The organism is Streptococcus mitis (assembly GCF_002096755.1).
In the GTDB taxonomy this organism is placed as follows: Bacteria; Bacillota; Bacilli; order Lactobacillales; family Streptococcaceae; genus Streptococcus; species Streptococcus mitis_AC.
Genome location: NZ_NCVF01000025.1, coordinates 137,292 through 162,697, shown reverse-complemented (window position 1 = coordinate 162,697; position 25,406 = coordinate 137,292). Strand labels below are relative to the sequence as shown.

Sequence of the window (25,406 nt, the reverse complement as noted above, 5' to 3'; positions counted from 1 at the left end):
CAGTAAAAACGTAGAGAGAAGTACAAGAGTTACTAGTGACTTTCTCTTTCATAAAATAGAACAGCTCTTCTCGGATAAAAAGAGCTGTTTTTTGCTTGTATTGAAAATTCTTTTCATAGATTATTTCCTAATGGATTTACTTGTCGTTAAAAATTTGGCTAATGGAAGTTTCAAATTCAAGACAATACTTACTTGCTTCAAATTCAATCATATCATATTCAGCAGTTTCATTTTGATAGAAGGGATTGTGTGTCATGATTTCTAGTTAATTTTTTATTGTTTGATTTGGCGAGAATAATACTACCGATTCTTGAATTTTTCGGCCAGATGCGGTAAAACATCTCTTTTATAGCGCATATTTAAAAATATAATGTGTTCTTGTAAGTGTTTTTAAGCTTCATTTAGCAATTCGGTAGGAGAAAAATGGCTGTAGCCTTCTCTACTTTAACTTAACCCTAATCATCTCACCACTTAACCTTTCATTTTAACCACTTATCTCAAAAGTCGATTTTTCTGTCATTATTTTTGTTAAACTAGTGAGATAAAAGGAGGGAAGAAATATGATTTTACAAGCTAAACATTTGAGCAAATGGTACGGCAATCATATGGCTGTTGACGATATTCAGTTAGAGTTTGAAAAAGGGAGTTTTAATGCTATTTTGGGTCCCAATGGTGCAGGAAAATCAACCACCATTTCCATGTTAATTGGTTTGAAAAAGCCGACAAAAGGTCAGATTCGATATGCGCCAAATACGAAAATCGGAGTTGTTTTTCAAGCTAGTGTACTAGATGAGATGTTGACGGTTAGGGAAAATCTTACGATTCGTGCTCAACAGTATGAGGAGATTGCAGCAAGTCGTGTGGATGATTTGATCCATCAACTGGGTTTGACTGCTTTCCAGAAGCAACTATATGGGACTTTGTCAGGTGGGCAAAAACGTAGGGTTGATATTGCGCGTGCTCTTCTTTCACAGCCAGATATTCTTTTCTTAGATGAACCAACGACAGGTCTAGATATTCAGACTCGCAAAGCCATTTGGGATTTACTGTCTCGACTACAAAAGGATGAAGGGATGACTATTATCTTAACGACTCATTATCTGGATGAAGCGGATGAAGCGGATCAGATTTATATCGTTGATCATGGGAAAGTGATTGCGCAAGGTTCTGCGACGGCTATTAAAAGTCAGTATGCATCTAATATTCTAAAAATTCGTTTTAAAGAAATGAAGGATTTAGAAAAGTTGCTACAGACTGGAATGACAGTAAAGGAAGAAAATGAGTTGGAATATCTTTTTTATCCAAGGACATCACTGGAAGCTATTGAATATTTGGCAAAAGTACGAGAAGAAATTGATTCTTTTGAGTTTCGTCCAGGTACCATGGATGATGCCTTTATTGCACTTACAGGAAGAGAGGTTCGCTAATGTTAGCTTTATTGAAACGGAATTTTATCTTATATTTTCGTAATCGTTCAGGAGTATTTTTCTCATTATTGGGGGCATTGATTTCCTTCCTCCTTTATATCATTTTTTTGCAGAAGAACTTGACGGACGCTTGGTATCAACTCCCTGATAATACGAACCTTTTAAATAATTGGCTGATGGGTGGGACCTTGGCTGTGACTGGGATTACAACTAGTTTTACGGCTCTTACACAAATGGTACAGGATCGTGAAAATCAAGTGGATCAAGATCTCTTCTTGACAGATTTAGGGATCTGGGGTTTACAGGTGTCCTATCTAATCAGTAGTATTGCCATCTCTTTTGTCATGCAGGTGTTTATGTTTGCTGTTATGGAGTTTTATTTTAAAGAGAGTCCAGTTATCAGTCATTTACCGGAAATTGCTTTGATTATGTTGTTAAGCAGTCTGCTTTCAAGTTTGATAAATATTCTCTTGATTTACCGTTTTCAATCTGTAGATAGCCTTGGCAAACTGGCAACTATAGTGGGAACTGCTTCTGGATTTTTAGTAGGAACTTATGTCCCTATTGGAGTTTTACCTGATTTTGCACAGATTATCATGAAGGGTACCCCTGCAACTTATATTGCTTCTCTCTATCGACAAATTTTAATGAAAGAGCGGTTAGAAACTGCATTTACAGGAAATAGCAGATTGTTAAAGGAATTTCAAGAAAAAATGGGAATCCAAATCAACTGGCAAGAACTATTGACAAAGGAAGAGACATACTTTATAGTGGTTATTATCAGTCTTGTCGCTATTTTTCTTTGGATTTTATTTGTTAAAGTGTTTAGCAAGAGAAAATAAAAGTATATTGGAGAGAAAATGAAGATTCGTTTTGAAATGAAGGCAGAGTTTTCAGAAAAGGACCCACATATTGTAATTCAGGCAGCTCAGTTAACCGACCAAGCGAGGGAAGTCATGGAGTATTTAGAACAATTTTCAACAACCAATCAGGTGGCCATTCCTATTCGGGCGGATGATTATCTGGTTATGGTGAAGATTGAGGATATTATTCTAGCTGATATTGATAAGAATTTATTAACCATTTATACGGTAGACGGGATTTATAAAACTAAGGAAACATTGATAAACTTTCAGAATCGGATTAATCGGCGTAACTTTATACAGATATCACGTCATTCAATTATAAACATTGACCACTTAGAATCGTTATCAGATAGTTTTTCAGGGAACATGATGGCTAAAATGACTCGGGGCATCAAATCTAGTGTGAGCCGGAAATACGTTAAGTCCCTAATGAATTATCTAGGTTTATAGGAGAAAATCATGAAACGATTAATTGATTATTTTGTATCGGGAATGCGTACGGCTTCTTTCTTTTATTTGAGTATGATGTTATTAGCTCAGTGTTATCCAGGTATTACCTATCCTGAACCAATGATAAAAAATATTCTAGCCCTGTTTTTAATGGGTGGAATTATGGGGGTATTGACTTTAATACTTGAAAAGCTAGAGTTTCTTGCTTTTAGTATACGCGTAGGAGTTCATTTATTAGTGACAGCTACTATTTTAGTATTGACCTCTCTATTTTTTGGTTGGGGTTCAGCCTTGTGGAGTCCCTTGCTTTGGTTCTTTTTCTTGTTAATTTATGGATTGATATGGTTGTATCAAATCTGGCGGACTCATAAACTCACACAACAAATTAATCAAGCCTTGGAGAATAAAAGAAAGAAAACGGATAAATAGTGTAGTGTTTAGTATGAAGTTAGAGGAGAGTGCTAGTTTCCATTTAGAGTAATTTATGATATAGTATTTTCAGTGTAAAAACAAGGAGAATACTATGCCAGTAAATGAATATGGTCAGATGATTGGTGAGTCAATGGAAGGTTATACACCGGGCGAATTGCCTGCTATTGATTTCTTAGAAGGGCGTTATGCTAGGGTAGAGGCTCTTTCGGTGGAAAAGCATGCGGATGATTTATTAGCTGTATATGGTCCAGATACTCCTCGGGAGATGTGGACCTACCTCTTTCAGGAACCAGTGGCGGATATGGAGGAGCTGGTTGCCGTTTTAAATCAGATGTTGGCTCGTAAGGATCGCTTTTACTATGCGATTGTAGACAAGGAAACTGGTAAGGCCTTGGGAACTTTTTCACTCATGCGTATTGACCAGAATAATCGAGTAATAGAGGTGGGAGCAGTCACTTTTTCTCCAGAGCTCAGGGGGACACGAATAGGGACAGAGGCTCAGTATCTTTTGGCGCGCTATGTTTTCGAGGAGCTTAACTATCGTCGCTACGAGTGGAAATGCGATGCCTTAAATCTGCCATCCAGACGAGCTGCGGAGCGTTTGGGATTTGTCTATGAAGGAACTTTCCGTCAAGCAGTCGTTTATAAGGGGCGTACGAGGGATACGGATTGGTTGTCTATGATTGATAAGGACTGGCCCCAAGTCAAAGCTCGATTAGAAGCATGGTTGGCTCCTGAAAATTTTGATAAAAATGGACGACAGTACAAGAGCTTGAGAGAGTTTTAAGAGGTGTTGACATGATCACTATTAAAAAGCAAGAATTTGTCAAGCTAGAGGATGTTTTGCATCTCTATCAGGCTGTCGGTTGGACAAATTATACCGATCAATCAGAGATGCTGGAGCAGGCCTTATCTCATTCATTAGCGATTTATGTGGCGCTTGATGGTGATACTGTGGTGGGCTTGGTCCGTTTAGTCGGAGATGGTTTCTCATCAGTATTGGTTCAGGATTTAATCGTTTTACCTATCTATCAGCGTCAAGGGATTGGTAGTGCCCTAATGAAAGAGGCTTTAGAGGATTACAAAGATGTCTATCAAGTCCAGCTGGTGACAGAACAGACAGAAAGAACCTTTGGATTCTATCGTTCTATGGGCTTTGAAATCTTATCCACCTATAATTGTATAGGGATGACTTGGGTGAATAGAGAAAAATAACAAAACTTGTTTTTCTTAAGCAAAGTTTAAGAATGGTCTAGTATTATATAACCATTAAATAAAGACCTCCTAACTTTATTTAATGAAATCCTAAACTTTTTTCATCATAATCTCCTAATGAAGTCACCCAATCAGGTGGCTTTTTTGTGGGGTGAGGTGATGGTAATAGAAATTTTTTGAAAAGTGGTAGAATTTGAGAAAAGTTAAGCTAGTTTTAAGCTTCATCTTGTATCATATAGTTATTAAATAAAGACCTCCTAACTTTATTTAATAAAATCCTAAACTTTTCTTTTTCATAATAATCTCCCTTAACTCCACCCAATCAGGTGGAGTTTTTTGGCTCTATTTCAGGCTTTTGGAGACTATTCTAAAAATCATTTTTCGATATTTTTCGGTATTTTTCGGATTTTGGTCGGGGAATTGGCGGGGACTTTTTGAGATTTTGGCGGGGATTTTTTAGCGAATATGACTAAGAAATAGGTTTGTTGTTACTTCAGCTACTTCAAACTCAATTTGATTGTAAGTGACTGTTAATTGAAGGACTGGAACTGCTGTAATAATGATTTTGCTTGTCCAGTAGTGGCGTATTAAATGAGGAGTGACATGTAAGATTGTCTCTTCGTTTACTAAATCAAAATTTCTATGAAATTGATAGAATCCCTAACTTTCTCTTAAACTTGAAAGTCTTGTTGTAAAGCGGTTAAAGCTTGAGAAGCTGAGAATGTAAAGTTTTGACAAATTTTGTCAACTGTGGGATAATAAAAGGGAATTAAGTATTGTGTCTATATCATAGGCTAGAAAAGACCCCAAGCTCACGTCCAAATAAGCTTGGGGTCTTTTTGACACTATTTGTTCTTGTTTATCCATTTATCGACTAAGCGAAGAACGACACCGACCACAATTGGTCCGATGATAGTTTTAAGTATTGTATCCATCATGGGCTAATTCACCTCCTCTCGCAGGCGGTGTAGAAGTGCCGAACAATATTATACCATAAAAGAGAAATTGGGCAAAAACTCAATTTCAGGAGAAAATGAAGTAAATCTTTCCACAATAAAACGCATAGTATCAAGGTTTTCAACACTGATATTATGCGTTTTTTGATTTTAAAGACTTTTTTCTCAGACTTATGATTGGTTTTGTCAGTTTTCTTATTTTCGTGGAGGATTATGGAATTTATCTGTTCTTTACTGAATCCAACCTTTATGTAGAAGATTTATCCCAGAATGGATTATTTGGTTTTGTGACTTTCTTTATCATCTTTAATTTAGTTTTACTGGCTTTAGCATGCTGGGCAGGATACAAGTGGAAGAGGGGATATTAACAAAAGTGGAGAAAACTACATTAGTTCCTCTCCACTTTTATGTTTCTAGCTAATTGGTAATTATAACTTATTACGATCGAAGTCACCTATCCTTATCTTTCAAAAAATGGTCAATCTTAGCCATCAAGAGCTTGTGCTCGTATATTTTACAGATATCACGAGCCTGTAAATAATAGTCAAGAATTTCATCGTGCTTTAAAAAATCTTTTCCGGCGTTCGCAACGATAGTTAAAAGAGGCGCCAGCTGATAGCTGGTCTCTTTTTGTTTACAAAAGTCAATGGTTTCTAAGGCTTCTTGGACAGCTTCTAACTCCTTCCCTTTAGAGTGTAAATAATAGGCGAAATTATGTTTAACTCGAATATAACCAAATAAAAACTCTTGGTGGTTTAAATCTTTTTCCTGATACAAACTGATAAGAAGTGAGTTATTTTCTTCATATTCTGCATCACGCCCTACAGAAAAATAAAAATTAGATAAAGTATTGAGAAGTTTAAGATACACAGATGAGCTGATCGAAAGCTTTGGCAAAGCGTTTTCTAGACTGGCGATAGCTTCATCTTTGGAACTATGTAAGTAGAAAAGGATAATCGCTTGAATCCATAGAAGATAAAATTCATCCTCAGTAGACAGATACTGAGACTTTTCTTTTTCTAAGTTTAAGAGGTATTCTAAATCCTCGTAATTTCGATCTTCAAGTAATTTTTCTGCTAATTTCTTAAACGGTGTTATATTGGAAGTCATTTCAATCTGTTCATCGAAAAAATATTCTAAAGGAACTTGAAGCCGATTTGCAAGTTTATAGAGTAAATCAGCAGCAGGCATATAGTTGCCACGCTCTATTTTGCTGATTTGGCTTTGCTCACAAATTCCTTCGGAAAGTGTTTTTTGTGAGAAGCCTTTTTCTTTTCTCTTTGCTTTTAGTTTGTCAGATAATATGCTCATCTTTAAACCTTCTTTAAATAAATTTATGATTAATTATATACTTTTAATCTCTATTTTTCAACTTCCTGACACAAAAATAGTCTCAAAAGAATAAATAGAAAATAAACTGAAAAAAAGAATATTTTTATTGACAAAGAAGATTTAAAGTAGTACACTTACAAGTGTAAAGATAAGAAAAAGGTGGTTAATATGAGTATTTTAGCAAAGTTTCGTAAAATCATTTTATATCATCTTTTTTCAGGATTATTTTGTAAGCGTTTGCTTTAAAAAGCTATAAATCAACTACAATATATTTTGGGTTCGAGAGTTATACAACAAGATTCAACAATTAGTGTAGTTAATCTTGGACTGGAGGATTTATTTATTAAATGTTTGTGAAGTAACATTTATATAATGAATCGTGTCATAGATTGAAGGACTTAAAGGGGGTACTGTAAGTTTGCTATACCTTATTACCTTCTCATATAAGTAGTTATACAGGAACTACTCTATTATGTCTTTTGATGTGGGTGTATAGATATTAGGAGGAGAATAAAATGAGAAATCCAGTAATACAGACATCTAATTTATCAAAATCCTATGATGGGAAAATTATCTTAGATAAGATAGACTTTACGCTAAAACAGGGAGAAATTTATGGCTTACTAGGAAGAAATGGAGCTGGAAAGACAACCTTTATCAAGGCTATTTTAGGCTTGACAGCTATGGATAGTGGTGAAGTGAATATTCTATCTGAAAAACTGTTAGGTGAATTTTCTAAGGATTTGCTATCTCAAATCGGTGTGGTATTGGACAGTGCTTCTTTTTATCCTAATTTAACGGGACCTGAAAATCTCTCTATTTTTGCAAGATTGAGAGGAATTTCGCTAAAACAGGTAGAGCAAGCTTTACAAGTAGTAGGATTAGATGGGGAAAATAAAAAACTATTCAAGCAGTATTCTCTGGGAATGAAGCAAAGGTTAGCAATTGCTAACGCTATTATGCACCAGCCGAAAATTCTGATATTAGATGAACCAACAAATGGTTTAGATCCTATTGGTATCCTTGAAATGCGCCGTTATCTAAAGGAACTCAGTACCAATCATGGCATTTCGATTTTAATATCCAGTCACATTATTTCAGAACTTGAAAAGCTTGTAGATAGAGTTGGGATACTGCATGATGCCCACCTTATGGCTGAAAAGACTATGCAGGAATTAATAGATGGTGCAGATAAAAGGAAAATCCACCTAATTGTTTCGGATGCTCCTCAAGCTAAGGAAGTGCTTTGCAGGATAAATCTGCAAGAACAGATTAGTATTCTTTCGGATATAGAACTTGAACTTCAGGGAGAATCACCTACTTTTGACATTGCAGTCGTATCTAACTCCTTAAAAGATAACGGAATAGTTCTAAAAGAATATTCTTATAAAAACAATGAAAGTTTAGAGGATTACTTTAAGCGGGTAACAGGAGGTGAGGGAATTGCTTGATTTAGTGAAGATTGAATTTCTCAAACAAAGGCATCAAAAACTGAATTTTGTCGTATATGGTGTTGTTTCCCTCTACCTAGCTCTCATCTGTTATTATGTAAATGATGCGAGAGGCTTGTTTGACTCATTTCCCTTTGTCTATAAATTTTCTTTGTCTTATTTAAACTTTTTGATTCTCCCTTTGTATTGTGTTTCCTATACAATACAGGCATTTGGTGTAGAATATCGCTATCGCATCATGAACAACTTGAAACTCGCTTCAGCAAATCTAATGAAGACATTCTGGGCTAAGATTTTGTATATAGAAATCAATGCTCTGTGTATCATGTTATTCACCTATATTTCGGTTTCCTTATTCGCACTACTATCTCGCTTTTCTTCGACAGTCAGTTTGTCTTTATTATTAAGATTTTTCTATCTTTGTATGAGTAGTGGTGTCTTAATTCCCATGGGAGTATTTCCTTTAGTTGCTCTGGTCATGATAAAAGTCAGAGGCAAGGAGATAGTTGGAAATTTGGTCGGTGTCATGTATGTTTTAGTGTCATTTTTTTTAGCAAGGACGAGTCCAAATATCAGTCCAGTAACAAGTGCTAACAGTTTAATCTGGGAAGGAAATAGAGAAGGAGTGGTGCTTCAACAGCCAGCTATCTTATCGATTATTGTACTAGGTTTATCTTTACTTGTTTTGTCTTTCTTGTCCATTAAATCTTGGTTAAGAAAGGTGGATGGATAAATGTTGATGCTAGAATTGATTAAACTAAGAAGGCGAAAGATACTGTATATGATTCCCTTTGTAGCCATCCTGCTCTTTTTGTTAGAGTTTATGATTGGTCATCAGATTTATCAAGGGCATTCGTACGGTAGTGTGAATGGTTGGTATGTAGAAAATGGTTTCTTCTTTTTGAACTACTATTTTCTCCTCCCTTTTTCGAGCATGATTTTAGTGGATTCGATAAGAATAGAACAAGTGTCTAAAACGATTTCAAATCTCAGACTGATTCCTATCGATTTGAAACGATTACTCCAAGCGAAGTTTATGCTTACTTTGTTGATAAATCTACTAGTCAGTGAATTTACCTTTTTGGCTATGCTTATCCTAGAGCTAATGGATGGTGATTTTGCTTTCTCTAGTCTTACAATTTTATCGTGGGGATTTGGTTATGGAGTAATTGCTTTTGCTTATACACTGTCTGCTGGCATTATTGTCCTCTTCTTAGGAAAATATCGGAAGGAACTTATTCTTGCCCTACCACTTGCCTTTTTATTGTCATTTGCAGGTTTGTTTACTTTAACAACGGTTGTTGGGAGATATTATCTGGCAAATTTACTACTAATCATCATGGAGGAATTCACGATTTTAACAGTTTCTGTATATGCCGTGTGGCTGATTACCTTGGTGGCATGTCTTCTTTATTTGTTGGCAGATAAACGCATGATGAACACTATTTTTGCTTATAAATGACAAGCTGAGTAGATGAGGGTATAAACCTTTGAAAAATTTTGTGAACTATGGGATAATAAAAAGGAATTGAGTACTAGTTCTATATCATGGACTAGAAAAGACCCCAAGCTAACTTCCACATTAAGCTCGGGGTCTTTTTTGACACTATCTATTTTTGTTTAGCTATTTATCGTCTAAGCGAAGGATGACACCGACCACAATCGGTCCGATGATAGTTTTAAGGATTAGTTCTATCATGGGCTAATTCACCTCCTTTCGTAGGCGGTGTTGAAGTGCCGTATAATATTATACCACATAAGTGCTAAACTCAGGAGTCACCCAATCAGGTGGCTTTTTTGTTTGTGGCTTGGTTTTTTGATATAATAGAGCCATGAGTAGAATTTTAGATAATGAGATAATGGGGGATGAGGAGTTAGTAGAACGCACGCTCCGTCCTCAGTACTTACGTGAATATATTGGGCAGGATAAGGTCAAGGACCAGCTCCAAATCTTTATCGAAGCTGCCAAAATGCGGGATGAAGCGCTGGATCATGTCCTCTTATTTGGGCCTCCAGGTTTGGGGAAGACGACCATGGCCTTTGTTATTGCTAACGAACTGGGTGTCAATCTCAAGCAGACGTCTGGGCCTGTCATTGAAAAGGCTGGTGATTTAGTAGCGATTTTGAATGACTTAGAGCCTGGGGATGTCCTTTTTATTGATGAGATTCATCGCTTGCCCATGTCTGTGGAAGAGGTGCTTTATAGCGCCATGGAAGACTTCTACATTGATATCATGATTGGGGCTGGTGAAGGCAGTCGCAGCGTTCATTTGGAGTTGCCACCTTTTACCTTGATTGGTGCGACGACTCGGGCTGGTATGCTTTCCAATCCGCTACGGGCACGTTTTGGGATTACAGGTCATATGGAGTATTATGCCCATGCTGATTTGACGGAAATTGTCGAGCGGACGGCAGATATTTTTGAGATGGAAATCACTCATGAGGCAGCATCTGAGTTGGCCTTGCGTAGTCGTGGGACCCCTCGTATTGCCAATCGTCTCCTCAAGCGCGTGCGCGATTTTGCTCAGATTATGGGGAATGGGACTATCGATGATCTTATTACCGATAAGGCTTTGACTATGCTGGATGTTGACCATGAAGGTCTAGACTATGTGGACCAAAAAATCCTTCGGACCATGATTGAGATGTACGGTGGTGGCCCTGTCGGTCTAGGAACTCTTTCTGTTAATATTGCCGAGGAGCGCGAGACAGTTGAAGACATGTATGAGCCCTACTTGATTCAAAAAGGTTTTATCATGCGGACACGGTCTGGACGAGTGGCGACTGCTAAGGCATATGAGCATTTGGGATATGAGTACAATGAAAAATAAGCAAGAAATTCTAGAGGCTGTTAGAAAAAATCCAGATATGATGGCTATTCTGACTGTCATCCGAAACTTGGAGTTGACAGATTCCTGGTTGGCGGCAGGTTCTGTCAGAAATTTCATCTGGAATCTCTTGTCAGACAAATCCCCTTTTGACTGTGAAACAGATGTAGATGTGATTTTCTTTGATCCAGATATTTCTTATGAGGAAACCTTGTCCCTAGAGAGAAAGCTGAGAGAGGACTTTCCTCAGTACCAGTGGGAATTGAAAAATCAAGTCTATATGCACCAGCATAGCCCTCATACTGCTCCCTATACCAGTTCTCGTGATGCTATGAGTAAGTATCCAGAACGATGTACGGCTGTTGGACTACGCTTGAATGAAGAATCCGATTTTGAATTCTATTCCCCTTATGGTTTGGAGGATATTTTGAATTTTCAAGTTCGTCCAACTCCTCATTTTTTAGAGAATGAAGACCGAATGAAGCTCTATCAAACACGATTATCCAAGAAAAATTGGCAGGAAAAATGGAAAAAATTGATTTTTAAAAATACTTAAGGAAACTTTAAGCTAGGAAGTGTATACTAAGTCCATAAGTTAAGAAGACCTTAACTTAAACTCCTAAAACTTTTTCATAATAATCTCCCTATAAAATAGAGTCGCCCAATCAGGCGACTTATTTTTTTGAAAAATGGGCTTTGCGCCTGAGAATAATACTCAATGAAAATCAAAGAGCAAACTAGGAAGATAACCGCAGGTTGCTCAAAACACTGTTTTGAGGTTGCAGATAGAGCTGACGTTGTTTGAATTTGATTTTCGAAGAGTATAAATAGCTTAGTGATAGAAGAAAATAGGGAAATATGGTATAATGAAACGATAGATTTTTGAATAGGAATAAGATCATGTTTGGATTTTTTAAGAAAGATAAGGCTGTGGAAGTAGAGGTTCCGACACAGGTTCCTGCTCATATCGGCATCATCATGGATGGCAATGGCCGTTGGGCTAAAAAACGTATGCAACCGCGAGTCTTCGGACATAAGGCGGGCATGGAAGCGTTGCAAACTGTGACCAAGGCAGCCAACAAACTAGGCGTTAAGGTTATTACGGTTTATGCTTTTTCTACAGAAAACTGGACCCGTCCAGATCAGGAAGTCAAGTTTATCATGAACTTGCCAGTAGAGTTTTATGATAATTATGTCCCGGAATTGCATGCGAATAATGTTAAGATTCAAATGATTGGGGAAACGGACCGCCTGCCTAAGCAAACCTTTGAAGCTCTGACCAAAGCTGAGGAATTGACTAAGAACAACACAGGTTTGATTCTTAATTTTGCCCTCAACTATGGTGGACGTGCTGAGATTACACAGGCTCTTAAGTTGATTTCTCAGGATGTTTTAGATGCCAAAATCAACCCAGGTGACATCACAGAGGAATTGATTGGCAACTATCTCTTCACCCAGCATTTGCCTAAGGACTTACGAAATCCAGACTTGATTATCCGTACTAGTGGAGAATTGCGTTTGAGCAATTTCCTTCCATGGCAGGGAGCCTATAGTGAGCTCTATTTTACGGACACCTTGTGGCCTGATTTTGACGAGGCGGCCTTGCAGGAAGCCATTCTTGCCTACAATCGTCGTCATCGCCGATTTGGAGGAGTTTAGGAGGAAATATGACACAGGATTTACAGAAAAGAACCTTATTTGCAGGGATTGCCCTGGCTATTTTCCTACCGATTTTGATGATTGGGGGCCTCTTGCTTCAGATAGCAATTGGAATCATAGCCATGCTAGCCATGCATGAACTTTTGAAGATGAGAGGTCTAGAGACCATGACTATGGAGGGCCTCTTGACTCTCTTTGCAACCTTTGCCTTGACCATTCCCTTGGAGAATTATCTGACTTTTTTACCAGTTGATGGGAATGTGGTTGCCTATAGTGTTTTGATTTCAATCATGTTAGGAACGACTGTTTTTAGCAAGTCTTATACGATTGAGGACGCTGTTTTTCCTCTTGCTATGAGTTTCTATGTAGGCTTTGGATTTAATGCTTTACTAGATGCTCGCGTTGCAGGTTTAGATAAGGCTCTATTGGCCTTGTGTATTGTCTGGGCTACCGACAGTGGTGCCTATCTTGCTGGGATGAACTTTGGGAAACGAAAATTAGCTCCGACAGTTTCTCCAAATAAAACCTTTGAGGGTGCCTTGGGTGGTATTTTAGGTGCTATTTTAGTAACTATCATCTTTATGATGTTTGACAGAACAGTTGCTCTTCCGTATGGAATTTACAAGATGTCAGTCTTTGCTATTTTCTTTAGCATTGCTGGACAATTTGGTGATTTACTAGAAAGTTCGATCAAGCGTCACTTTGGTGTCAAGGATTCTGGGAAATTTATCCCTGGACATGGTGGTGTTTTGGATCGTTTCGATAGCATGTTGCTTGTATTTCCAATCATGCACTTGTTTGGACTCTTTTAATCAAAAGACGGAGGAAATACTATGCTCGGAATTTTAACCTTTATTCTGGTTTTTGGGATTATTGTGGTGGTGCACGAGTTCGGGCACTTCTACTTTGCAAAGAAATCAGGAATTCTAGTGCGTGAATTTGCCATTGGTATGGGTCCCAAAATCTTTGCTCATATTGGCAAGGATGGAACGGCCTATACCATCCGAATCTTGCCTCTGGGTGGCTATGTTCGTATGGCTGGTTGGGGTGATGATACAACTGAAATCAAGACAGGAACTCCTGTCAGTTTGACCCTTACTGATGATGGTAAGGTTAAACGCATCAATCTTTCAGGTAAAAAATTAGATCAAACAGCCCTCCCTATGCAGGTGACCCAGTTTGATTTTGAAGACAAGCTCTTTATCAGAGGATTGGTTCTGGAAGAAGAAAAAACATTTGCAGTGGATCACGATGCAACGGTTGTGGAAGCAGATGGTACTGAGGTTCGGATTGCACCTTTAGATGTTCAATATCAAAATGCGACTATCTGGGGGAAACTCATTACTAATTTTGCAGGCCCTATGAACAACTTTATCTTAGGTGTCGTTGTTTTCTGGATTTTAATCTTCATGCAGGGTGGTGTCAGAGATGTTGATATCAACCAGTTCCATGTCATGCCCCAAGGAGCCTTGGCCAAGGTGGGAGTACCAGAAACAGCCCAGATTACCAAGATTGGCTCACATGAGATTAGCAACTGGGAAAGTTTGATTCAGGCTGTGGAATCAGAAACCAAAGATAAGACGGCCCCAACCTTGGATGTGACTATTTCTGAAAAGGGTAGTGACAAACAAGTAACAGTTACCCCAGAAGAAAATCAAGGCCGATATCTTCTAGGTGTTCAACCGGGGATTAAGTCAGATTTTCTATCCATGTTTGTAGGTGGTTTTACAACTGCTGCTGACTCGGCTCTCCGAATTCTCTCAGCTCTGAAAAATCTGATTTTCCAACCGGATTTGAACAAGCTAGGTGGACCTGTTGCTATTTTTAAGGCAAGTAGTGATGCTGCTAAAAATGGAATTGAGAATGTCTTGTACTTCTTGGCAATGATTTCTATCAATATTGGGATTTTTAATCTGATTCCGATTCCAGCCTTGGATGGTGGTAAGATTGTGCTCAATATCCTAGAAGCTATCCGCCGCAAACCATTGAAACAAGAAATTGAAACCTATGTCACCTTGGCCGGAGTAGCCATCATGGTTGTCTTGATGATTGCTGTGACCTGGAATGACATTATGCGACTCTTTTTTAGATAATCGAGGAATATTATGAAACAAAGTAAAATGCCTATCCCAACGCTTCGCGAAATGCCAAGCGATGCTCAAGTTATTAGCCATGCTCTTATGTTGCGAGCTGGTTATGTTCGTCAAGTTTCAGCAGGTGTTTATTCTTACCTACCACTTGCTAATCGTGTGATTGAAAAAGCTAAAAATATCATGCGCCAAGAATTCGACAAGATTGGTGCCGTTGAGATGTTGGCTCCTGCCCTTCTCAGTGCAGAATTGTGGCGCGAATCAGGTCGTTACGAAACTTATGGTGAAGACCTTTACAAACTAAAAAACCGTGAAAAATCAGACTTTATCCTAGGTCCAACTCACGAAGAAACCTTTACAGCTATTGTCCGTGATTCTGTTAAGTCTTACAAGCAATTGCCACTTAACCTTTACCAAATCCAGCCTAAGTATCGTGATGAAAAACGCCCACGTAATGGACTTCTCCGTACACGTGAGTTTATCATGAAGGATGCTTACAGTTTCCACGCTAACTATGATAGCTTGGACAGTGTTTATGATGAGTACAAGGCTGCTTATGAGCGTATTTTCACTCGTAGTGGCTTAGACTTCAAGGCTATTATTGGTGACGGTGGAGCCATGGGTGGTAAGGACAGCCAAGAATTTATGGCCATTACACCTGCTCGTACAGACCTTGACCGCTGGGTTGTCTTGGACAAGTCCGTTGCCTCATTTGATGAAATTCCTGAAGAAGTGCAAGAAGAAATCAAGGCAGAATTGCTTAAATGGATGGTTTCTGGTGAAGATACCATTGCTTACTCAAGTGAGTCTAGCTATGCGGCTAACTTGGAAATGGCAACAAACGAGTACAAACCAAGCAACCGTGTCGTCGCTGAAGAAGAAGTGACTCGTGTTGCAACGCCAGATGTTAAATCAATCGATGAAGTTGCATCCTTCCTCAACGTTCCAGAAGAACAAACAATTAAAACCCTCTTCTACATGGCAGATGGTGAACTTGTTGCAGCCCTTCTAGTTGGAAATGACCAACTCAACGAAGTTAAATTGAAAAACTACTTGGGAGCAGATTTCTTTGACGTTGCTAGCGAAGAAGAAGTGGCAAATGTTGTTCAAGCAGGATTTGGTTCACTTGGACCAGTTGGTTTGCCAGAGAATATTAAAATTATTGCAGATCGTAAGGTGCAAGATGTTCGCAATGCAGTTGTCGGTGCTAACGAAGATGGTTACCACTTGACTGGTGTGAACCCAGGCCGTGATTTTGCTGCAGAATATGTGGATATCCGTGAAGTTCGTGAAGGTGAAATTTCCCCAGACGGGCAAGGAGTCCTTAACTTTGCGCGTGGTATCGAAATTGGTCACATCTTTAAACTCGGCACTCGCTATTCAGCAAGCATGGGAGCAGATGTTTTGGATGAAAATGGCCGTGCTGTGCCAATTATCATGGGATGTTACGGTATTGGTGTGAGCCGTCTCCTCTCAGCAGTTATGGAGCAACACGCTCGCCTCTTTGTTAATAAAACGCCAAAAGGTGAATACCGTTATGCTTGGGGAATCAATTTCCCTAAAGAATTGGCCCCATTCGATGTGCACTTGATTACTGTCAATGTCAAGGATGAAGAAGCGCAAGCTTTGACAGAAAAGCTTGAAGCAAGCTTGATGGGAGCTGGTTACGAAGTCTTGACAGACGACCGTAATGAACGTGTCGGAGTCAAATTCAGCGATAGTGACTTGATTGGATTGCCAATCCGTATCACTGTTGGTAAAAAAGCAGCCGATGGCATCGTAGAAGTTAAGATTAAAGCGACTGGTGACACCATCGAAGTTCATGCAGATAACTTGCTTGAAACGCTTGAAATTCTCAGCAAGAAATAAAAACTATAATCAGAAGAAAAACAAGGAAAAAATGTAACTAGTTTTTACCTTGTTTTTTCTGTATAATGGGAAAAATGAGTAGATAAAGAGGTAAATGTATGCTAAGATTTCCAAAGGATTTTGTCTGGGGATCCTCTACTTCTGGACCACAAACAGAAGGACGTGTAGCTGGTGACGGTAAGGGAGATAATCTCTGGGATTATTGGTACCAAGTGGAGCCAAATCGCTATTATAATGGAATTGGTCCAGATAAAACATCAACCTTTTATGAAAACTGGGAAAAGGATATTGAGCTACTGTTAGAAACTGGTCACACAGCCTTTCGGACTTCTATTCAGTGGTCACGGATTTTTCCACAAGGGCGTGGGGAAGTCAATCCTCAAGGTGTAGACTTTTACCGTAAGGTTTTTGAGGCTATTAAGGCCAAAGGGATTCGTCTTTTAGTCAATCTTTATCATTTTGATTTGCCTTTTGCCCTTCAAGAAGATGGTGATGGTTGGGAAAATAAGGCGACTGTCTCAGCCTATGAAGACTATGCTCGTTTTTGTTTTGAGACTTATGGAGATTTGGTAGACCAATGGATTACCTTTAACGAGCCCATCGTTCCAGTAGAATTTGGCTATTTTTACGATGCCCATTATCCACATAAGGTGGATGCAGAGGCAGCCGTTAAAGTAGCTTATCATACACAATTGGCTAGCAGTCGGGCGGTTAAGGCTTGTCATGAACTTTTGCCAGATTCCAAGATTGGGATTGTCTTAAACTTGACACCGGCTTATCCACGTAGTCAGCATCCTGCTGATGTCAAGGCCGCTCGCATTGCGGACCTCTTTCAGGCCCAATCTTTCTTAGACCCATCTGTTTTGGGGACTTATCCACAGGAGTTAGTAGAAATCTTGCATGAACACGGTCTCTTGCCTGATGCTACAGAGGAGGAGTTGGATCTCATTCGTGACAATACAGTGGACTTCCTTGGTGTCAACTACTATCAACCTTTGCGTGTTATGGCGCCTCGATTTGCTAAGCATCCAGAGAGTCCACTCTTACCAGAACATTTTTACGAGCCTTATGTGATGCCTGGACGTAAAATCAATCCTCATCGTGGCTGGGAGATTTATGAGCAAGGGATTTATGACATCGCCCAAAATATCAAGGAAAATTATGGCAATATCGAGTGGATGTTGACAGAGAATGGTATGGGTGTTGAAGGGGAAGAAAAATTCCGTGAGAATGGAATGATTCAAGATGATTACCGTATTGACTTTGTAAAAGGTCATCTTCGCGAACTTCACCGTGCCATTGAAGACGGAGCCAATTGTAAGGGCTACTTGATTTGGACCTTTATCGATTGCTGGTCATGGCTCAATAGCTATAAAAATCGCTATGGCTTGGTCGAATTAGACTTGGAAACGCAAGAACGTCGTCTGAAGAAATCAGGGCACTGGTTCAAGGAATTAAGTGATAATAATGGATTTTAAAAAAGACTCTGACTGATTATCCTAATTGGTCAGAGTTTTTTGCTTACAGGAGCTTAATTTGAACTATACCAATTTTTACTCTTGACAAGTGAAAGAAACAAGTATATACTGTTTTTGCTGATTCTATAAAAGAGAAATCAGACTATACCAATTTTAAGGAGAAAGCACAGCTGGTCTGTGTCGTATATACTATGTGTGGAATTGTTGGTGTTGTTGGAAACACAAATGCAACTGATATTTTGATTCAAGGGCTTGAAAAGCTCGAATACCGTGGTTATGATTCTGCGGGGATTTTTGTCCTAGGTGGTGCTGAAAACCATCTAGTCAAGGCTGTTGGTCGTATTGCAGAATTGTCTGCCAAGACGGCTGGTGTTGAGGGAACAACTGGTATCGGACATACTCGTTGGGCGACTCATGGAAAACCAACTGAAGACAATGCTCACCCACATCGCTCTGAGACTGAACGTTTTGTTTTGGTGCACAATGGGGTGATTGAGAACTACCTTGAAATCAAGGAAGAATACCTTGCAGGTCACCACTTTAAGGGGCAAACAGATACTGAAATCGCTGTTCACTTGATTGGAAAATTTGCGGAAGAAGATGGCTTGTCAGTTCTTGAAGCCTTCAAAAAAGCTCTTCACATCATCCGTGGTTCTTATGCCTTTGCCTTGGTTGACTCACAAGATCCTGAAGTCATCTACGTGGCTAAAAATAAATCACCACTTTTGATTGGTCTTGGGGAAGGCTACAATATGGTTTGTTCAGACGCCATGGCTATGATTCGTGAAACCAACCAATACATGGAAATCCATGACCAAGAATTGGTAATTGTTAAGGCTGATAGTGTGGAAGTTCAAGACTACGATGGCAACAGTCGTGAGCGTGCTAGTTACACTGCTGAACTTGACTTGTCAGATATCGGTAAGGGAACTTATCCTTACTACATGCTCAAGGAAATCGATGAGCAACCAACGGTTATGCGTAAACTCATCCAAGCCTACACAGATGAGGCTGGTCAAGTTGTCGTAGACCCAGCTATCATCAAGGCTGTTCAAGACGCAGACCGTATCTACATCCTTGCAGCTGGAACATCTTACCACGCAGGATTTGCTTCTAAGAAAATGCTGGAAGAATTGACAGATACACCAGTTGAACTTGGAATTTCATCTGAGTGGGGTTACGGTATGCCACTTCTCAGCAAGAAACCACTCTTCATCTTTATCAGTCAGTCTGGTGAAACAGCGGATAGCCGTCAGGTTTTGGTCAAGGCTAATGAAATGGGAATCCCAAGCTTGACAGTGACAAACGTACCAGGTTCAACTCTTTCACGTGAAGCCAACCATACCATGCTCCTTCATGCAGGTCCTGAAATTGCCGTAGCATCAACAAAGGCTTATACAGCACAAATTGCAGCCCTTGCCTTCCTTGCAAAAGCAGTCGGAGAAGCAAATGGCAATGCTAAAGCGCAAGCCTTTGACCTGGTTCATGAGTTGTCAATCGTAGCTCAGTCTATCGAATCAACTCTTTCAGAGAAAGAAACCATTGAAGCCAAGGTTCGTGAGCTTCTTGAAACAACTCGCAATGCCTTTTATATTGGGCGTGGTCAAGATTACTACGTGGCTATGGAAGCAAGCCTTAAACTCAAAGAGATTTCTTACATCCAGTGTGAAGGTTTTGCAGCAGGAGAACTCAAGCATGGAACCATTGCCTTGATTGAAGAAGGAACGCCAGTCTTGGCCCTCTTGTCAGATCCAGTCCTTGCCAACCACACTCGTGGAAATATCCAAGAGGTGGCAGCCCGTGGTGCCAAAGTCCTCACTATCGCAGAAGAAAATGTTGCTAAAGAGACAGACGATATCGTCCTTACGACCGTCCACCCTTACCTCTCACCAATTTCAATGGTTGTGCCAACGCAATTGGTCGCTTACTTTGCAACTCTGCACCGTGGCCTTGATGTCGACAAACCACGTAACCTTGCTAAGTCAGTAACTGTAGAATAAGCTAAAAAAGTCTAGTTATCTAGGCTTTTTCTTGTGAGCAGATTGGTTGCTTGTACTCATGATTCGTGTTATACTCTTCAAATCACGTCAGCTTCCATCTGCAACCTCAAAACAGTGTTTTGAGCAGCCTGCGGCTAGCTTCCTAGTTTGCTCTTTGATTTTCATTGAGTATTAGAATAATTTTTCGAATTGAAGGACCGAAATAGACAGGGAGAATCACAATGGTAGAATTGGGAATTTCGACATTTTGGGAAACAACAGTGCTTGAAGGGACTGGGCAGACTTACAGTCATGCTGAACGCATTCGCCAGTTGGTGGCAGAGATTGAACTGGCTGACAAGGTTGGTTTGGATGTATATGGGATTGGTGAGCACCATCGAGCGGATTTTGCGATATCTGCGCCAGAGATTGTCCTGGCAGCTGGGGCAGTCAATACCAAGAAAATCCGTTTGACCAGTGCAGTCAGCATTCTCTCGAGCATGGATCCGATTCGTTTGTTCCAACAGTATGCCACTATCGATGCTTTGTCAAATGGACGTGCGGAGATTATGGCCGGAAGGGGTTCTTTCACGGAATCTTTTCCCTTGTTTGGATATGATTTGAAAGACTACGAAGTCCTTTTTGATGAGAAATTAGACTTGCTCCAGTTAGTCAATGAAAAGACCAAGTTAGACTGGCAAGGGCGATTAACTCAAACAATCTCTGGCAAAGAAGTTTATCCTCGTCCAGTTCAGGACAAATTGCCCTTGTGGATAGCGACAGGTGGTCATGTCGAATCAACAGTGAAGATTGCTCAGGCTGGTCTACCGATTGTTTATGCTATTATTGGTGGCAATCCGCGTTATTTTAAAAAGTTGATTCAGGCTTATCGTGAGATTGGGAGCGAAGCGGGCCATGCCAGTCATGAACTAAAGGTTGGGGCCCATTCTTGGGGTTGGGTTGCTGAAGATGGCGAGCAGGCGGTGAAAGATTATTTCCATCCGGCCAAGCAAGTGGTGGATACTATTTCCAAAGACCGTCCGCACTGGCAGGAGTTGACCTATGAGCAATATTTGGAGCAAGTTGGGCCAAATGGTGCTATGTTTGTGGGCAATCCAGATCAGGTGTCCGAAAAATTGATTCGCATGATTGAAGACTTAGGTTTGGACCGCTTCATGCTCCATCTACCGCTTGGTTCCATGCCCCATGACCAAGTTCTAAAAGCTATTGAACTCTTCGGCACACAAGTTGTACCCAAAGTACGGGCTTATTTTGCCATGAAAGAGGCTTAATAAAAAATCCTAATCGAGTTTATTATGACGGCAAATATTGTGCAAAAATCAATCCCCCGAGTGTTAAGGCTTGGGGGATTGTTCTATAGGAGGGCTAGTTTAGTTCTCTTTTTTGTTTTTTAGTAAGAACCCGAGACCTAGAAGGGCAAGGAGACTAATTCCTGCAAACAGGAGTTTGTGATCGTTTTTGGTTCCTGTATTTGGAAGTTCAGCTTGTTTAGCTAGAGGCGCAGGTATATTTTCCTTGCTAGGGTTTTCTACTGATTCGTTTTGAACAGCTTCACTTACAGATGATGCTTGTGCTTCTTGTGTTGGTTGTTGAGCTTGTGAATCAGTTGTAGCTTGGCTAGGTTTATTTTCCGCATCAGCTACTTTTGCATCTGGTTTAGTAGAATCAGGTCTAGCTTGTGGAGCTGGAGTTTGCTGTTCCGATTTGATTACTCGGTTTGAAATATTGTCTTGACCATTATTGTGACCTTGTTCTTGTTTTAAGCTAGAAAGGTCAAATTCTGGTTTTTCTTCCACAGCTGGGGCAACGATGGCACCGCCTTGAGAGATTCTAAGAACAGTAGCTGTAAGGGCATTTAATTTCAAGCCTTTTTCAGTCCATTCGAGTCCTTTCGGGTTGGCAATTCCTACTGGCCCTGCTTGGTTTTCATCTGCTAAAACTTCAGCATTTCTGAGGTGGGCAAAGGCAGTTCCCAAATTAAATTCGCGAGCTTTTTCGTCCGCATTGACAAAGACTGCGTAGATGTCTCCATTTGGAGCAGTGATTTGGTAGCCAATTACTACGTCCTCTTTTGCCACACCATTTTGGCCTGGGACAGTGATGAGGTGGACACGGTCTTTGATATCTTGGAGACTCTTAAGTCGGAAGGCATCTGTAGATTGACGAAGAGCAATCAACCCTTTCATATAGTCACGGCTCTTGACATTTTCAGGATATGCTTTTCCATCTGTAGCCTTAGTCCAGTCAAACTTGTTAATAGCATCACTCGAATCATAAGAGTCATGGATGAAGTAAGGATAGTCAAATGGATTGCCGTCCTTATCACGCAACAAGTGAGATTTGTTTGGAACCTTATCCTCCGATACTGGAGTCTTGTAGGCTGGGTCACGGAATTGTTTAGTACGTCCGTATTCCTGACCAGAGTGGATAAACGGAGTTCCTTGAGCTGTCAAGACCATGAGGTTTCCAAGTCGCAAACGACGGTGGATTTCAGCATAGTTCTCAGCCTTGCTTGGGTCTTTTTTGATAGACTGGGCGATGATGTCAAAGAGGGTCAAGTTATCATGGGCTGCGATGTATTGGATGACATCTCCAGGGCTGTCAGCTTCAAAGTTGGTTGGTTGAGCAATGATATTTTTGAAGATGGTGTTGATATCACGCTTGCCACCTGTGATAAAGGCAGGTTGACCTTCGTTTGGATAACCAGACTTGAGGTTGTTACGAATGTCATCTGAAAAGACAGCGACTGTATCGGTATGTTTCATCCAATCTTGGTCAGCAGCTTTAGTAGGCATGTTCTCATCACCTGCATAGGTTCTCCAACCTTCACCAAGCATGATTAAGTGTGGATTGAGGGCGCGTGCGGCCTTGTACGCTTCTTCAATAGAAGCTGCATCATGGTCTCCCATCATATCGAAGCGGAATCCATCCACTTTGTAGGTATCAACTAGATATTTGATAGAGTCAACTAGGAGTCGTTTGGTCATATGGTGGGTTGTCCCCAAGCGTCCACCACCAAAGCTAGTGCGAGGTGTCCCATCAGCATCCATAAAGTGGTAGTAGTTTGGCTCTAAATTTTCAAAGATATCGACCTTGGCTGTATGGTTATAAACGACATCTAGGATAGCTCCCATGCCACGTTTGTGGATTTCGTTGATGAGGTTTTTAAATTCTGCGATTCGTTTTTCTGGATTTTTAGGATCGCTTGAATACATACCAGTCAAGGAGAAGTAGTTTTGAGGATCATATCCCCAGTTATAGTTGCTGTTGCTTGAAGCATAGTCAGACAAGCGTTCATGGTTTTTCAATTCATTGACAAAGTAGTAAGACAAGACTGGAAGGAGCTGGATGTGGGTTACACCCAAGTCTTTGAGATAGTCTAGTTTTTCAATAAATGCTTCAAAGGTACCAAATGGTTTGGTTAAGTCTTTTGCAATGGCAGGATCTGAAGTAAAGTCACGCACATGAGCTTCGTAGATAACGGCATCTTCACGAGTCTTGAAATTGTGAATCTTACCATAAGTCAAGTCTTGAGGTCCGAGTTTGGCTGGATCTACAAAGGCGGCTTTAGCCACTTTATGGGCATCGTCAATCTTAGCATCGTCACTATTCCAAGCAGCGAGGGACTTAGCGTAAGGATCGAGTGCAAGAACAGTTTTACCTTGACGTTCGATTTGGTATTGATAATAGTATCCAGTGAAATCTGTGATTCCGAGTTTGTTTGTGCTATCTAGAGTTTGTTTCCAAGTTCCTCTTTCCCCTTTTTCAAGAGCGACAGTTCCAACCACTTTTTCAGGGTTATTCTTGTCGTAGACAACAACAGAAACCTTATCAGCACTTGGTGACCAAAGGGTCAAATCAACCTGTTTTCCTTCTTCTTTGAGGTCGGCTCCAAGTTTGCCATCATAGCTGTAAGTCTCATCTTTGAGGCGCCAGCTTGTTTTGGTAGTAAATTGGTCGGAATTGTAGCTAACAGTATATGGATGTTTTGTGTCAGAGAAATCTCCGCTATAGGTCACTTTTTTACCAGCTTCATCAATTGCGACATCGGTGATAGCTACTTTGTTTCCTAGGTGATTAGTGATGTTGGAGTGCTTGAGGATATCTTCTTTTTTAGCACCGACTAGTGTTGAAAAACTACTTTCAATGCTAGAAGTTCCTACGTGTTGAGCCCCTGTCATGCGGATATCATGGACATAGTATGGATTTGTGTAAATCGATTCGTCATCGTCTTTTAGGAAAATTTGGCTATGATTTTTCAAATCTGTGAACTTATAATCTTCTTTACGGATTTTCACATCGTCTCCTTGTTTGTTTCTGTCTAGTAATAAAAATCCAAGGTCTTTAGCTGCATCTTTGAGTGGAATATCGATATAGCGACCATATTTGCCTGTATCCGTAAAGTCTGTTCCGTTAGGCCATTCACCACTACTTGGCTCTTTCACATCTCCCCAGTACCAAAGAGATTTCTTGTCATAGTTGCCGTCGGTGCGGTAGTAGTTGACGCGAATAGTTCCTGCAGGTTGTGGCTCGTAAGAGAAAACCTTGTGATCTTGGTCCAACCAAGCCTCATTCATCTTTGGTGCCAGTTTTTCTACCGATTTATCGCCGGTTAGATTTTTTCCAGCTGTATTATTGATGAGGAAGCTAATTTTCTTGGCTTGTTCTCCCTTTAATTTGACATCTAGGTAGTAGCCATAGTCATCTTTTTTGGCATCCTTAAAGGACAAGGCTCCATTGGGCCAGTTTTCAGACGGCTTTTCAACATCATCCCAAGTCCAAAGACCTTGAGAATCCTTGTTTTCTTCAGGGAGTTTCTTTACATGGATACGGAAGTGGTTGTCTTCGATTGGCTCTTCTGCCTTAGTTTCAGTCGTTACTGGACTCGTAGAAGTAGTTGGTTCACTTGAACGATCTTGTCCGGTTTGTGGTGCTGAATCGGCTGGGGTTGCAGCAGCAGTGGTTGCCTCTGTTGCAGGTTTTTCTTCTGTTTTTCCTAGGGAAGCGTTTGCATTTTCAGGCGAAGAAATATCACTTTCCTTCTTACCAGAGTTAACTGCTGTATCAGTAAGAGGTTGTGCAAGGGCAGTAGTAGCTTCATTATCAGTTCCCTTATTGCTTGTAGTATTTTCGTTGGCTGAGATAGTTGGTGTAGCCATGGCAAGCAGAACAAGGCTTGCTCCAATAAGGACAGAACCAGTTCCATTCTTGAGAGAACGGATGCTGTAAACCATTTTTTTCTCAGTGTGAGATGGTGTTCTTTTCATAATCAATCTCCTATAAATGAATTTCTTTATCAGTATAGCACGTAGTAAAACAATATGCAAGCGTTTTCCTAAAATTAAACTAAAAG

General features: G+C 40.1%; 23 protein-coding genes. 19 read left to right on the top strand and 4 right to left on the bottom strand.

The window, feature by feature from the left end:
- Positions 1-560 precede the first annotated feature (560 nt).
- The 6 genes from B7700_RS08070 to B7700_RS08045 all read left to right on the top strand — a co-directional run bounded on the left by B7700_RS08070 (position 561) and on the right by B7700_RS08045 (position 4,390).
- On the top strand, positions 561-1,427 hold the full coding sequence (locus B7700_RS08070) for an ABC transporter ATP-binding protein (RefSeq protein WP_084888257.1): 867 nt from the start codon (positions 561-563) through the stop codon (positions 1,425-1,427).
- Positions 1,427-2,269 (top strand): ABC transporter permease, encoded by an 843-nt coding sequence (locus B7700_RS08065; RefSeq protein WP_084888255.1) that lies wholly within the window; start codon positions 1,427-1,429, stop codon positions 2,267-2,269. The genes B7700_RS08070 and B7700_RS08065 overlap by 1 nt, the downstream gene beginning before the upstream one ends.
- Before the next feature lie 18 nt (positions 2,270-2,287).
- The gene (locus tag B7700_RS08060) at positions 2,288-2,743 is read left to right on the top strand and encodes a LytTR family DNA-binding domain-containing protein (protein ID WP_084888253.1); all 456 of its coding nucleotides are present in this window, start codon (positions 2,288-2,290) and stop codon (positions 2,741-2,743) included.
- Between the two features lie 9 nt (positions 2,744-2,752).
- The gene (locus B7700_RS08055) at positions 2,753-3,172 is read left to right on the top strand and encodes a DUF3021 domain-containing protein (RefSeq protein WP_084888251.1); all 420 of its coding nucleotides are present in this window, start codon (positions 2,753-2,755) and stop codon (positions 3,170-3,172) included.
- Positions 3,173-3,266: 94 nt separating this feature from the next.
- Positions 3,267-3,962, top strand: coding sequence for a GNAT family N-acetyltransferase (locus tag B7700_RS08050; RefSeq protein ID WP_084888249.1), 696 nt, complete (start codon positions 3,267-3,269; stop codon positions 3,960-3,962).
- 11 nt (positions 3,963-3,973) lie between these two features.
- A complete protein-coding gene (locus tag B7700_RS08045; RefSeq protein ID WP_084888248.1) occupies positions 3,974-4,390 on the top strand; it encodes a GNAT family N-acetyltransferase in 417 nt (138 codons plus the stop codon).
- 845 nt (positions 4,391-5,235) lie between these two features.
- On the opposite strand, the gene B7700_RS08040 is transcribed toward B7700_RS08045, so the two are convergent.
- Positions 5,236-5,328, bottom strand: a complete 93-nt coding sequence (locus B7700_RS08040) for a type I toxin-antitoxin system Fst family toxin (protein WP_084888247.1) — start codon at positions 5,326-5,328, stop codon at positions 5,236-5,238.
- Between the two features lie 191 nt (positions 5,329-5,519).
- On the opposite strand from B7700_RS08040, the gene B7700_RS11345 reads away from it, so the two are divergent.
- On the top strand, positions 5,520-5,714 hold the full coding sequence (locus B7700_RS11345; protein ID WP_084888246.1) for a DUF5966 family protein: 195 nt from the start codon (positions 5,520-5,522) through the stop codon (positions 5,712-5,714).
- 82 nt (positions 5,715-5,796) lie between these two features.
- On the opposite strand, the gene B7700_RS08030 is transcribed toward B7700_RS11345, so the two are convergent.
- The gene (locus B7700_RS08030) at positions 5,797-6,657 is read right to left on the bottom strand and encodes a helix-turn-helix domain-containing protein (protein WP_084888245.1); all 861 of its coding nucleotides are present in this window, start codon (positions 6,655-6,657) and stop codon (positions 5,797-5,799) included.
- 536 nt (positions 6,658-7,193) lie between these two features.
- Here B7700_RS08030 and B7700_RS08025 point away from each other — a divergent pair.
- From B7700_RS08025 to B7700_RS08015, 3 genes are read left to right on the top strand one after another with little or no spacing between them, the layout of a single operon-like run.
- Entirely contained in the window at positions 7,194-8,129 is a 936-nt protein-coding gene (locus B7700_RS08025; protein ID WP_084888244.1) for an ABC transporter ATP-binding protein, read from the top strand.
- Between the two features lie 4 nt (positions 8,130-8,133).
- The gene (locus B7700_RS08020) at positions 8,134-8,862 is read left to right on the top strand and encodes an ABC transporter permease (RefSeq protein ID WP_239822557.1); all 729 of its coding nucleotides are present in this window, start codon (positions 8,134-8,136) and stop codon (positions 8,860-8,862) included.
- On the top strand, positions 8,863-9,591 hold the full coding sequence (locus B7700_RS08015; RefSeq protein ID WP_084888242.1) for an ABC transporter permease: 729 nt from the start codon (positions 8,863-8,865) through the stop codon (positions 9,589-9,591). It begins immediately after the preceding gene.
- Positions 9,592-9,753: 162 nt separating this feature from the next.
- Here B7700_RS08015 and B7700_RS08010 read toward each other — a convergent pair whose 3' ends face one another.
- On the bottom strand, positions 9,754-9,828 hold the full coding sequence (locus B7700_RS08010; protein WP_084888304.1) for a type I toxin-antitoxin system Fst family toxin: 75 nt from the start codon (positions 9,826-9,828) through the stop codon (positions 9,754-9,756).
- 133 nt (positions 9,829-9,961) lie between these two features.
- Between B7700_RS08010 and ruvB the strand changes: the two genes are divergently transcribed.
- The 9 genes from ruvB to B7700_RS07955 all read left to right on the top strand — a co-directional run bounded on the left by ruvB (position 9,962) and on the right by B7700_RS07955 (position 21,324).
- A complete protein-coding gene (gene ruvB, locus B7700_RS08005; protein ID WP_084888240.1) occupies positions 9,962-10,960 on the top strand; it encodes a Holliday junction branch migration DNA helicase RuvB in 999 nt (332 codons plus the stop codon).
- Positions 10,941-11,513, top strand: a complete 573-nt coding sequence (locus B7700_RS08000; RefSeq protein ID WP_084888239.1) for a nucleotidyltransferase family protein — start codon at positions 10,941-10,943, stop codon at positions 11,511-11,513. Before ruvB ends, B7700_RS08000 begins: the two co-directional genes overlap by 20 nt.
- A gap of 344 nt (positions 11,514-11,857) precedes the next feature.
- Positions 11,858-12,616 carry an isoprenyl transferase gene (locus B7700_RS07990; RefSeq protein ID WP_050206017.1) on the top strand — a complete coding sequence of 253 codons (759 nt, stop codon included), beginning with the start codon at positions 11,858-11,860 and terminating at the stop codon, positions 12,614-12,616.
- Positions 12,617-12,624: 8 nt separating this feature from the next.
- Positions 12,625-13,428, top strand: coding sequence for a phosphatidate cytidylyltransferase (locus B7700_RS07985; protein ID WP_049487419.1), 804 nt, complete (start codon positions 12,625-12,627; stop codon positions 13,426-13,428).
- Between the two features lie 21 nt (positions 13,429-13,449).
- The gene (gene rseP / locus B7700_RS07980) at positions 13,450-14,709 is read left to right on the top strand and encodes an RIP metalloprotease RseP (RefSeq protein ID WP_084888237.1); all 1,260 of its coding nucleotides are present in this window, start codon (positions 13,450-13,452) and stop codon (positions 14,707-14,709) included.
- A gap of 12 nt (positions 14,710-14,721) precedes the next feature.
- Positions 14,722-16,575 carry a proline--tRNA ligase gene (locus B7700_RS07975; protein WP_084888236.1) on the top strand — a complete coding sequence of 618 codons (1,854 nt, stop codon included), beginning with the start codon at positions 14,722-14,724 and terminating at the stop codon, positions 16,573-16,575.
- Between the two features lie 98 nt (positions 16,576-16,673).
- Positions 16,674-18,053, top strand: a complete 1,380-nt coding sequence (gene bglA / locus B7700_RS07970) for a 6-phospho-beta-glucosidase (RefSeq protein ID WP_084888235.1) — start codon at positions 16,674-16,676, stop codon at positions 18,051-18,053.
- Positions 18,054-18,244: 191 nt separating this feature from the next.
- On the top strand, positions 18,245-20,053 hold the full coding sequence (gene glmS / locus B7700_RS07965) for a glutamine--fructose-6-phosphate transaminase (isomerizing) (RefSeq protein WP_084888234.1): 1,809 nt from the start codon (positions 18,245-18,247) through the stop codon (positions 20,051-20,053).
- Between the two features lie 221 nt (positions 20,054-20,274).
- On the top strand, positions 20,275-21,324 hold the full coding sequence (locus B7700_RS07955) for an LLM class flavin-dependent oxidoreductase (protein WP_084888233.1): 1,050 nt from the start codon (positions 20,275-20,277) through the stop codon (positions 21,322-21,324).
- A 99-nt stretch (positions 21,325-21,423) separates the two neighbouring features.
- Here B7700_RS07955 and B7700_RS07950 read toward each other — a convergent pair whose 3' ends face one another.
- Positions 21,424-25,320, bottom strand: a complete 3,897-nt coding sequence (locus tag B7700_RS07950) for a pullulanase (protein ID WP_084888232.1) — start codon at positions 25,318-25,320, stop codon at positions 21,424-21,426.
- Positions 25,321-25,406 lie beyond the last annotated feature (86 nt).